11 protein-coding genes and 1 pseudogene are annotated in these 10,767 nt (G+C 70.4%); 7 read left to right on the forward strand and 5 right to left on the reverse strand.

What is annotated here, in order from left to right; genetic code table 11:
• Nucleotides 1–143: 143 nt before the first annotated feature.
• Together ACFVGY_RS34700 and ACFVGY_RS34705 are read left to right on the forward strand one after the other, a co-directional pair.
• Nucleotides 144–611 carry an RICIN domain-containing protein gene (locus tag ACFVGY_RS34700; RefSeq protein WP_385685562.1) on the forward strand — a complete coding sequence of 156 codons (468 nt, stop codon included), beginning with the start codon at nucleotides 144–146 and terminating at the stop codon, nucleotides 609–611.
• Between the two features lie 196 nt (nucleotides 612–807).
• Nucleotides 808–1,140, forward strand: coding sequence for a hypothetical protein (locus ACFVGY_RS34705; RefSeq protein ID WP_385685565.1), 333 nt, complete (start codon nucleotides 808–810; stop codon nucleotides 1,138–1,140).
• A 70-nt stretch (nucleotides 1,141–1,210) separates the two neighbouring features.
• Here ACFVGY_RS34705 and ACFVGY_RS34710 read toward each other — a convergent pair whose 3' ends face one another.
• From ACFVGY_RS34710 to ACFVGY_RS34730, 5 genes and pseudogenes are all read right to left on the reverse strand, one after another.
• Nucleotides 1,211–3,283: a SpoIIE family protein phosphatase gene (locus ACFVGY_RS34710; protein ID WP_385685568.1), complete on the reverse strand. Its 2,073-nt coding sequence runs from the start codon at nucleotides 3,281–3,283 to the stop codon at nucleotides 1,211–1,213.
• Nucleotides 3,284–3,588: 305 nt separating this feature from the next.
• Nucleotides 3,589–4,692, reverse strand: coding sequence for an abortive infection protein (locus tag ACFVGY_RS34715; protein ID WP_385685571.1), 1,104 nt, complete (start codon nucleotides 4,690–4,692; stop codon nucleotides 3,589–3,591).
• Nucleotides 4,693–5,422: 730 nt separating this feature from the next.
• Nucleotides 5,423–5,842: pseudogene (locus tag ACFVGY_RS34720) on the reverse strand (DUF2267 domain-containing protein); the annotation flags it as partial.
• A 58-nt stretch (nucleotides 5,843–5,900) separates the two neighbouring features.
• Complete coding sequence (locus tag ACFVGY_RS34725; RefSeq protein WP_385685574.1) at nucleotides 5,901–6,296, reverse strand: DUF2267 domain-containing protein; 396 nt, start codon at nucleotides 6,294–6,296, stop codon at nucleotides 5,901–5,903.
• Nucleotides 6,297–6,391: 95 nt separating this feature from the next.
• Complete coding sequence (locus ACFVGY_RS34730) at nucleotides 6,392–6,826, reverse strand: Hsp20/alpha crystallin family protein (RefSeq protein ID WP_385685577.1); 435 nt, start codon at nucleotides 6,824–6,826, stop codon at nucleotides 6,392–6,394.
• A 129-nt stretch (nucleotides 6,827–6,955) separates the two neighbouring features.
• Here ACFVGY_RS34730 and ACFVGY_RS34735 point away from each other — a divergent pair, with 129 nt between their 5' ends.
• From ACFVGY_RS34735 to ACFVGY_RS34755, 5 genes are all read left to right on the forward strand, one after another.
• Nucleotides 6,956–7,612: an HSP18 transcriptional regulator gene (locus ACFVGY_RS34735; protein WP_385685580.1), complete on the forward strand. Its 657-nt coding sequence runs from the start codon at nucleotides 6,956–6,958 to the stop codon at nucleotides 7,610–7,612.
• 264 nt (nucleotides 7,613–7,876) lie between these two features.
• Entirely contained in the window at nucleotides 7,877–8,488 is a 612-nt protein-coding gene (locus ACFVGY_RS34740; protein WP_385685583.1) for a hypothetical protein, read from the forward strand.
• A gap of 267 nt (nucleotides 8,489–8,755) precedes the next feature.
• On the forward strand, nucleotides 8,756–9,187 hold the full coding sequence (locus ACFVGY_RS34745; RefSeq protein ID WP_385685586.1) for an Hsp20/alpha crystallin family protein: 432 nt from the start codon (nucleotides 8,756–8,758) through the stop codon (nucleotides 9,185–9,187).
• Nucleotides 9,188–9,286: 99 nt separating this feature from the next.
• Nucleotides 9,287–9,664 carry an STAS domain-containing protein gene (locus ACFVGY_RS34750; protein ID WP_385685589.1) on the forward strand — a complete coding sequence of 126 codons (378 nt, stop codon included), beginning with the start codon at nucleotides 9,287–9,289 and terminating at the stop codon, nucleotides 9,662–9,664.
• On the forward strand, nucleotides 9,661–10,767 hold a 1,107-nt coding region (locus ACFVGY_RS34755; protein ID WP_385685592.1), incomplete at its 3' end, for an Hsp70 family protein. The genes ACFVGY_RS34750 and ACFVGY_RS34755, both read left to right, overlap by 4 nt.

Consider the following 10,767-nt stretch of genomic DNA (forward strand, 5'->3'; position numbering starts at 1 on the left):
TCCTTCCTGCGCCTTTCCGCAGCCGTGATGGGTGGTGATTGTCCAGCTTTTGATGTCCGGAATCCCCGTTCCGGCGCCGGACATCGACCGGCAGCTAGACATGGCCCCAGCGCAACCGCGCAAGGACGATACGAAGGAGAATCATGAGGTCTGTGCGACGACTGATGCTGCTGGGGGCGGCGGTCGGACTGCTGGCCGGTGCCACCCTGACGGGCGCGCCGGCGTTCGCCGCGGCACCGCTGCTCAAGTCCAACCTGAACGGAAAGTGCGCCGACATCTTCATGTGGCACCAGGACAACGGCGCCTCCACCGTGACGTGGGACTGCACGGGCGACACCAACCAGCAGTGGTACTGGGACGGTGAGCAGATCCGCTCCAGCATGAACGGGAAGTGCCTGGAGATCTACGGTCCCCATCTGGGCGACCAGGGTTCGGTCAGCACGTGGGACTGCAACGGCGGTCGCCACCAGAAGTGGTTCCGCAACGGCAGCGAGATCCGTAACCGGGTGAACGGAAAGTGCCTCGACATCCTGTTCGGCCGGCCTGAGAACGGCCAGCTCCTGGTGAGCTGGAGCTGCAACGGCGCGCTGAGCCAGAGCTGGAACTTCTGAACGCCGGACCGGCCCGGCACGTCGCGTGCCGGGCCGGTCCCGGTCCCGGTCCCGGTCCCGCCCTCGGCGGGGCCACTGAGGACGTCGGCTCGTTCTCCGTACGTGCGGTGCGTCGCCGGTGCCCGCCCGCGGCCGAACCTCTGTTCATCCTCAAGTCCCTTGCTGTGCCCGGAACACGGCCATCACGATGATCCACATGACTGGATTCCTGGGAACCACCAAGCACAACTCCGTGCTGCTCATCCGTGACACGGACACGGTTGCGGCGGCCCTGCGCCGGGCGCTGGACGAGGCCTCGCCCGAAGAGCGCCCGGGCCTGGAACGCGCGGTCGTACTCGTCGAAGCCGCCGCCACCGCCAGTGAGTCCCAGCTCCGCGCCCGCTGGGTCCGCTCCCGGCTGACCGCCGTCGGATTCACGGGGGACATCGGCTCGGTCGCCGCGGTGAAGGCGCTGCGCCAGGCGGAGCCGAAACTGAGCCTGCGGGCAGCGGTGGAACTGCAGAAGGACGCGGTGGCGCATCCCGCGTGACCGCGGGGGTGAACGTTTCCGCCCACAGGAACCAGAAGCTGCGCCGCGACCACCACCCTGCGGAACCCGTTCACGTGGCGCGGTGTACGCGCGCGAGGATCAGGACCGTGTCGTCCGTGGCGGAGTCCGGCAGCATGCGGTCGAGGATGCGGTCCGCCGCGTCCTCGAGTGAGCCGCTCGCGGCACCTGCGCCGAGTTCGCGGCCGAGGGCGGCGATCCCGGCGTCGAGGTCCCGGTCCCGGCTTTCGACCAGGCCGTCCGTGTACAGGGCGAGCACGGCGCCGTCGGGCAACTCGACGTCGGTGGACCGGAAGGGCACGCCTCCCACGCCGAGGGGGACGCCCAGGACGTCGCCGATGGTCTCGGCGGTACCGCCGGCGTGCCGGACCAGGAGGGGAGGGTGGCCGGCGTTCGCCATGCGGGCGAAGCCGGTGTGCGGGTCGTAGACGAGGTAGAGGCAGGTGGCCAACTCGATGCCGGTCTCCTGGGTGTAGGCGTCGAGTTCCGTCATCAGTGCGGCCGGTTCGGTGACGTGCCGGGCAAGGGCCTTGGCGGTGACGCGGAGCCGTCCCATGGCGGCGGCTGCGGGGACGCCGTGTCCCATCACGTCGCCGACGACGAGGGCGACCCGGTCCCCGGGCAGGGAGATGGCGTCGTACCAGTCGCCGCCCACCTCGGTGATGCGGCTGCCGGGCAGGTAGCGGTGGGCGAGGTCCACGTACGGGCCCGTGGCGGGGGCGGTGGGCAGCAGGGCCCGCTGGAGGGTGAGGGCGATGTCCCGGACGCGGCTGTAGAGGCGGGCGTTGTCCAGGGACAGGGCTGCCCGGGAGGCGAGTTCGCCCGCCAGGCTGAGGTCGGACTCGTCGAAGGCGGGGCGGGCGGCGGAGCGGCCGAACATGGCGAGGCCCTGTACCGTGCCGCGGGCTACGAGTGGGGCGATGGCGATGCAGGCGAGGCCGCTGTCCAGCAGGAGGCGGGCGCGTTCGCGGTGGGCGACGGTGCGCGTCGTGAAGTCCTCGTTCACCGCGACGCACACGGGTCGGCCGGTGCGCAGCATGTCGTGGATGCCGGAGCCCGGCGGATAGGTGATCGTTTCGAGACCGCCGACGAGTTCGGGGGCGGGCGGCGGGAGGGTGGTCAGGGCAGCGATCCGGTGGGTCACCAGCGGGAGGGCCGGGTCGAACGGCTCGCGCTCGTCGGCCCACCGTACGAGCTCCACGACGGAGGCGTCGCAGAAGTCCGGGACGGCCGCCTCGACCAGCTCGCGGGCGGTGACGTCGACGTCCAGGGTGGTGCCGATCCGCGCGGTGGCCCTGTCCAGCAGTTCCAGGCGCTGGCGGGCGGCGGTGGCGTCCAGGAGGGCCTGCTCCCGGTCGGTCACGTCCACCAGCAGGCCGCCCACGCCGCGCCGCGTGTCGCCGGCCCCGCTGAGCGGGAACAGGCTGACCGACCGGACCTGGTCGCGGTCGGGGAAGCCGAGGGTGCGCATACCGACCAACGTGCCGACCACGGGGCGGCCGTCCCGGGCAACGCCTTCCATCAGGGCGCGGAACGCGCCGCCGTCGTGCGTGAGCATGACCTCGTCCGTGCGGCGGCCGAGGTGGTCCTCCAGGGGCAGACCGTCCATGTCGGCCAGGGCCTGGTTGAGGTGGACGTAGCGCAGGTCCTGATCGAGCATGACCAGGCCGATCGGGCAGGTTTCGAACAGTGCGTCGAGGAAGGACAGGTTCGTCTTCACCCGGTCGAGCTCCTTGCCGCGGCTGGCCAGGCCCAGCACCGCCCAGCCGCCGTCCGCCGCGGTCACGGGGAACACGCGGAAGCCGCAGTCGAAGACCGTGCCGTCCCGGTGCCGGGCCGGCATCCTGACCCGCCAGTAGCCCAGCGTGCGGGCCTTCCCGACGAGCCGGGCGGCGGGCGCGACGTCTTCGGGGGCGGCGGTTCCGGGGAACAGCAGGGCGGCGGGCCGGGTCAGCGCCTGCGCGGCCTCGTGCCCGAACAGGCCGCGGGCTCCCGGCCCCCACCAGCAGATCCGTTCTCGGTCGTCGATGCCGAACACCGCGACGGGCACGTGTTCGAGGAGGGAACCCGGCTCGGAACGGACCGGACCTGCAGCATCGTCCTCGACCGGCCGGTGCGGTGGCATGGGACCCCCTTCCACAGGGTGGCGCGCGGGCGCACGCCCTCCGATTCTGGGCAGCACCGCCGTCCGGGCGCGAGCAGGACTACTCCGTCGCCTACCGACGGTCGTCCCGGCGCGGGACGCCCCGGCCACACTCGACGACCCGTGCGGCTGGACCGCGCGGCCCGGCACTCCGTCGGACAAGGCGCTGCACCCCACGGCCGCCGGGCGAAGGCGCAGGCGGCGGCGCTGTGGTCTCGGCATCCCTCCGCGGCCGATCCCGTCGGCGCGCTGGGAGCAGGCATGGGAGTGCCACACCCAGACTTATGTCACCGGAACCGGCTGGCCACCGCGTGGAAGGACTGCTTCGGCTCCCACTGCCCGGTTTCCGCGTAGCCGCGCCGCGTCCCGGCGGGAAAGGTCTTGGCCAGCGCGAAGCTGGCGACGTCCAGGTCGTGGCGGCGCTGCGGGGAACAGGGCGAGTCGGGGGCGATGAAGTGGTAGACGAACGCGCCGTGCACCCGCTCGGCCGCATAGAGGTCCAGCAGTTCCCCGATCTCGCCGGCCTGTTCCCGTTCGTTGCGCACGTAGCCGTCTTTGACCACCGGAGGCTCCTGCTCCCAGTCCACCACGTTGAAGCCCGACCCGCCCTGGTCCTTGGCCCCCGTGAAGGTGCAGCATCCGAACTCGGTGATGACGACGGGCTTGCCGTGCCGATGCAAGGCCCCCAGCCTCTTGGCGTAGGTCGCCCTGTTGTCCGCGTGCCGGTACAGATTGACCCCCAGGACGTCGAAGCCGCGCCAGTCGACCTCCTCCCACTCCCCCGAGCTGTACGTGACCGGCCCCCTGAACAGCGGCCGTACGGTCTTCAGTGCCCGGTCCAGAAAGGCGTTCAGCCGCTCCTGGTAGCCGGCCGACTCGGGACGCCCCAGCGCCTGACCGCGCTCGTTGTAGTCCTTGCCCGGCACGAGGCCGGACATGAAGATGGTCAGCTCGGTCCCGACCGCGATGCCCACGCCCGCATGTCGGGTGCGCAGCCGCTCGGCAGCGCCCGCCACCGAGCCGAGGAAGGCGAGGGTCTGCTCCGCGTCCTTGTCGAACTGCCTGGGCTCGAACCAGACGAACAGGCCGTGCGCGGCCGCAATCGACGCAGCCTCCGTCAGCCGATCGAGGTCGTGGCCGAGCAGCAGGACGGCGTTGCAGTGCAGCTGCTCCCTGATGGACGCGATCTCCCGGCGGACGTACTCCGTCCGCCAGACCTCGCGGTCCGTATCGAAGTTGACGCCCTTGTAGGTGAGCGATGCAGCGGTTCGCGGCAACGCCGGCGCGTCGGCGGACGTCGGGAGGGCACGCGCGGTGCCGGCGACGCACACGGTGGACAGGGCCGCAGTGCCCGCAAGCAGGGTCCGGCGGGCGATCGGTGCTGAAGTCATGCCGCCAGCCTGTACGGAGTGCGATCGGCGGCACGTCGGCCGAAGGGCTTCACACCCGTCGACCAAAGTCGCTACCGCTCCCGGCCCGATCGCCGCATCGCCCCAGTCGCCCACGCAGCGGTGACCGGGCCCGTGCAGTTCCCGTGGGCCGCCGGCATCACCGTACTGCCCGGGGAAGGCGACGTCGTCCGGGAGCGTTTCCGCCGCCCTCGACCGCTGCGGCGCCGGGGGCCGCAGGGCCCACCACTCATGCGTAACTGAGGACCACCAGCAGCGCCGTGCATTCAGCAAGAATCTGGACGGTCAGCGCGACCTGCCGAATCCTCAGGAGGGGCGCCGCAAGGGCGACCACCAGTGTCACGACCCGAGGCCGACGCTCCATACGAACACCCACCCGGGCAGCCCCTCGGCGCAGTGCTCCCCGTACGTCAGGCAGCGCGACGGCCGGTAGGACGCCAGGGTCACCAGGACTGCCGCGAAGAGGGCCGGTACGAAGAGCGCGCCCGCGAGCCGGCCCAGAGGCGCGAGCGGTCCCTTCCCGTGGCCATGGCCCGGGCCGGATTTCGGACGGCACGCCGATCTATCTGAATGACGAGTCGATGACGTGTTCGGCGTCTACGGCGGGTGCATGGAACAACTGGCCGCCACCGGGGATGGACAATGGCCGGGGATTCGCGGGTCGCCCGGCCACAACTGACGGGCGGGATGAGGCGACTGGCTGGTGCTGCCGTAGTTCTGCCTGCCCGAAGAGGAGTGCGTAGCCGGTGGGGAGTTGGTGGAGGATGCGGGTGAGGAGATCGGGGCCGGTGAGGCGGGTGACGACGGCGAGTACGGCGCCGGTGTCCCAGCGTGCGCTGGCCGGGGTGGTGCCGGTGCGGGCGGCCAGGTTCTTGACGAAGCTCCAGCCTGTGAGCTTTTCGATGTCGGAGATCTGGGCGGTCAGAACGAGGGCGGCCTCGACGGGCAGGCACTGTGCGAGGTCGACGCGTTCGTCTCCGGTGATCTGGCGGCCGAGGGCGGCCAGGACGTTGCGGACGGCCTCTTCGGCGCGTTCGCGGGTGGGGTAGGCGCCTTCGTAGCGCACGCGTTCCAGCATCTGGTCGAACGTCATGGCAGGCAGGGCCGAGTACGGTCGAGGCTGGTCGTGCATGGTGCTGCAGTTCCCTTTCTCTTCGCGGGTTCGGTTGCCGGACGGTGACGGCAGGTGGTCAGGTGGGCTGGGGGTGGCCGAAGAGGAGGTCGTAGCCGGGCGGGAGCTGGAGCAGGACCTCGCGCATGAGGGAGTCTCCTGCTGCTGCGGCCGTAGCGCTGAGGACCGCGCCGATGTCCCACAGGGCCGTCTTCTCGGTGGCGCCTTCGATCCAGGCCGCGGTCGCGCGGACGAAGCGTTCGGGTGAGAGCGGTTCGGCGGCCTGGAGCGGGTTGAGGAGGATCAGGGCGTACGTCTCGGGGAGCCGGGCTGCGAGCGCGGCGCGCACGCTGCCCACCAGGTGAGCGCCGAGCAGGGCCAGGACGACGCGGGCCGCTCGTTCGGCTTCTTCCCGGGTCTGGTACTCGCCGCGTTCCTGGACGTGGTCCAGGAACGCTTCCTGGCGCATCGGCATCGCTTCACCTCCGGGTGGAGGGGTCGAAGAAGCGCGGAGGGCGGGGTGCCGGAGGGGGTCGGTTTTCCCCGTCCTCCGCCGCTGTGTGGGGCTGTTCAGCCGGAGATCTGCTTGCGGCCGGATTCGCCGCCGAGGGCGATCTTGCGCGGCTTGGCGCGCTCGGCGATCGGGATCCGCAGGGTCAGCACACCCGTGTCGTAGTCAGCTTCGATGTGCTCGGTGTCGAGGGTGTCGGCCAGCATGACCTGGCGGGAGAAGACACCCAGCGGCCGCTCGGAGAGCTCCATCTGCACGCTGTCGCCCTGGGCGGCCGGACGGCGCTCCGCCTTGACGGTCAGCATGTTCCGCTCGACGTCGATGTCGATCGCCTCGGCGCTCACGCCGGGGAGGTCGAAGGCGATCACGTACGCGTCGCCCTCGCGGTAGGCGTCCATCGGCATCACGGCCGGCTTCGACCAGGTCCCGGTCGTACCCGACAGCTGCTGGAAGATCCGGTCCATCTCGCGGAACGGATCGGTGCGCATCAACATCGCGAAACACCTCCATCTGGTTCAGGCAGGAACTGCCAATGCGCTTCCACTTGCTCCCGTTGTAACATGTCATCGAAACGATGACAAGCAAGGAGTCATCTGAAGGATGACAAGGCTACGGAGAGTGCCATGGACGAGGCCGCCCCACCGACCGAGCAGGTCTCCTTCCTTGCCGCGGCCGCGGCACTGGAGACCATCGGCCAGGCAGTGAAGGACGCGCAGACGCCGCCTCCGGGATCAACGGCGCCCGCGCCGGCCGCGGGCCCGCACCCGGCCCTGGCCGCACTGCTGATGCTGCGCGAGGTCCGCGAGCAGCTCGCCGGCTGGGAGAGCGTCCTGATCGAAACCGCCCGCGGCCAGGGCGCGAGCTGGGCCGACCTCGCAGGTCCCCTCGGGGTCGCCAGCCGCCAGGCCGCCGAACGCCGCTACCTGCGAGCGCGCCCCGGCATCGCCGGAACCACCGGCGAACAGCGCGTCCAAGCCACCCGCGACATGCGCGCCGCCGACCGCACCGTGACCGCCTGGGCCCGTGACAACGCGGCCGACCTGCGCCGCCTAGCCGGCCAGGTCACCGCCCTCACCGGCCTGCCCGCCAGCGCCCGGCATGCCGTCGACGAGCTGAACCTGGCCCTTGCCGACAATGACGCGGCACGCCTCGTCCGGCCGCTGACCGACACCCGCCCTCATCTGCGGCCCGAGGACGCCGTGCTCGCCGAACGCATCGACGCCCTGACCCGGCACACCGACCAACTCCGCCAGGACACCCACGACCAACGCAGCACGTGATCTCTGACCCCGAACCCGTCGGCTGGCCCACGCGCGACCGGGAGGGAGGCACGCCTTTCGCGTGGCGACCTTGCCACCCACCATCCCGCTTCATCTCGGTCGTCTGGCCCGAAGGCTCGTGGAATCCGGGCGGCAAGATCCCCGCCGACGGCGAGCCGCGTCCGGGTGAGGACGGCCCGCCGGGCAAGCCGCGGACGGTGCCGCACTTCGGCACCTCGCACGTCGGGCCTGGTGACGGGCAGGGATGGACAGGAAGATCGGTATATGGGCGCGGGTCAGGAGCGAGGTGCCGCCGGGAACGGCGGTGACGTCGACGCGGTGCTCCAGACGGCGCTGCAGAGGCTGGCGCTGCTGGTGGAGGCCACCGACGCGCTCTCCGGCACTCTCGACGGCCGGGAAGCGCTGCGGCGGCTGTGCCGGGTGCTGCTGCCGCAGCTGGCGGACTGGTGCACGGCCGACCTGCTTGATCGCCAAGGCAGACCGTCCAGGGTAGTGGTGGAACACTTCGACACCGCCCGGCCGACCGCCCACCTGCAGGGCCCGCTGCCTGACGTGCCACAGGCCTCCGTCGACCCGCTGGCCAGGGTGCTGCGCGGCGCCGGACCACTCGTGGCCGATCCCGAATCGGTCCTGGACGCCGACGATGCGTCCGCATGGCACGCAGCCCAGGTCACCCTCTTCACCGCATTGCATGCACAGCCCGCAGTGATTGCCCCGCTGCGAGCCCACCGTCAAGTCCTGGGCGCCCTGACCCTGGCCGCCGGCCACCCACCGCCCTTGCTGATCACCCCCGACGGCGACGCCCGGCTCCACCGTCCTGCTGTGCACCGACGGGCTCATCGAGCGCCCCGGCGAGCACCTCGACACGGGCCTTGAACGGCTGCGCCAGCATGGCGCAGCCTGGCCCGCGAGGACATTCCCACCTTCCTCGACGAGCTTCTGGCAGGCCTCGCCCGGAACAGCAGCGACGACATCGCCGGCCTGGCCGTGCGCCTGCGGCCCGCCTCGTGATCTCACCCGTGGCCATCCGAGCCGGCACCGCACCCCCAACTGCCTTGAGTCCGGTCTTGTCAACTTTATTGCTGCGCGCTATAGAGGTGGTGTCGCCATGTGCATCTGTGACGAGAGGGAGAGGAGTGAACGATGATGCTCATGCGGACCGATCCTTTCCGTGAACTGGACCGGCTGACACAGCAGGTCCTGGGAACCACGGCCCGGCCGGCGGCCATGCCCATGGACGCCTTCCGCGAGGGTGACGCCTTCGTCGTCGAGCTGGACCTGCCCGGCGTCGACCCCGAGTCCATCGACCTGGACGTCGAACAGAACGTCCTCAACGTCCGGGCGGAGCGGCGGACCGCCGCCTCCGGAGACGACAGCGACGTGCTGATCGCGGAGCGCCCCTCCGGCAGCTTCAGCCGCCAGCTGTTCCTCGGCGAGACGCTGGACACCGACCGTATCGAGGCCTCCTACGAGGCCGGTGTGCTGCGGCTGAGCATTCCGGTCGCTGAGGAGGCGAAGCCCCGGAAGATCGAGATCAGGGCCGCATACGGCTCACGCAAGGAGATCAACGCCTGACGGACGCACGGCAGGAACACGGAGGGCGGGCCGGCCTTCCCCCGGCCGCCCTCCATCCTCCGTCTCGAAGTCAGCCGGGACGAAGGCGAGGTTGCGGTCATGCCCGACACACCGCCGTTCACGGCCGCGATCAGACGCGCCGACGGGCACCTCGAGGTCGCCGTCTCGGGAGAGATCGACATCCTGAGCGCGCCGCAGCTGCGAGTCACCCTGGATGAGGCGTTGTCCGACGGCGCGCGTGTGGTGGAGGTCGATCTCAGCGGAGTCGAGTTCTGCGACTGCTACGGACTCGGCGTCCTGCTGGAAGCCCGCCGCCGGGCAACCGAACAAGGCACCGCTCTGCGCCTGGTGAGCGTCACCTCACCCCTGGTGCGGCGCCTCCTGCGGCGGACCGGTACAGCGGCGGCCCTGCTCGGGCCGCCCGAGCAGGGAGCGGGCAGTCGAAAGGTTCATGGATCTGAGAGGAGCGGACGATGACACGTGCAGTCGGGATCGACCTGGGCACGACCAACTCCGTCGTCGCAGTCCTGGAGGGCGGCGAGCCTACGGTCATCACCAACACCGAAGGAAACAGGACCACCCCTTCCGTGGTGGCCTTCGGCAAGGGCGGAGAGGTCCTGGTCGGAGAGATCGCCAAGCGGCAGGCGGTGACGAACGTCGACCGCACCGCGCGGTCCGTCAAGCGCCACATAGGCGAGGCGGACTGGCGTTTCCCGGAGGCCGCCGACATCGACGGCAAGCGGTACACGGCGCAGGAGATCTCGGCACGCGTCCTGCAGAAGCTGAAGCGCGATGCCGAGGCATATCTCGGTGAGGACGTCACGGACGCCGTGATCACCGTTCCGGCGTACTTCAACGACTCCCAGCGCACCGCCACGAAGGAGGCCGGTGAGATCGCGGGACTGAAGGTGCTGCGGATCATCAACGAGCCGACGTCCGCGGCGCTGGCATACGGTCTGGACAAGGAGAACGACCAGACGATCCTCGTCTTCGACCTGGGCGGCGGCACCTTCGACGTGTCGCTCCTGGAGATCGGCGAGGGGCTGGTGGAGGTCAAATCCACCAACGGCGACACCCACCTCGGCGGCGACGACTGGGACCAGAAGATCGTCGACCACCTCGTGAAGCAGTTCCAGAACGCCTACGGCATCGACCTGTCCAAGGACAAGATGGCGCTCCAGCGTCTGCGCGAGACCGCGGAGAAGGCGAAGATCGAACTGTCCGCCGCCACCGAGACCAACATCAACCTGCCCTACATCTCCGCATCCGCCGAGGGCCCGCTGCACCTGGACGAGAAGCTCACCCGCGCCCAGTTCCAGCAGCTGACCTCGGACCTCCTGGAGCGCTGCAAGGCGCCGTTCCACAACGCGGTCAAGGACGCGAAGATCAAGGTCTCGGACATCGACCACGTCATCCTGGTCGGCGGCTCAACCCGCATGCCCGCGGTGACGGAGCTGGTGCGGGAGCTGACGGGCAAGGACCCGCACAAGGGCGTGAACCCGGACGAGGTCGTCGCCATCGGCGCCACCCTCCAGGCCGGTGTCCTCAAGGGTGAGGTCAAGGACGTCCTGCTCCTCGAC

This window comes from Streptomyces sp. NPDC127106, from assembly GCF_042677605.1.
Lineage (GTDB): Bacteria > Actinomycetota > Actinomycetes > Streptomycetales > Streptomycetaceae > Streptomyces.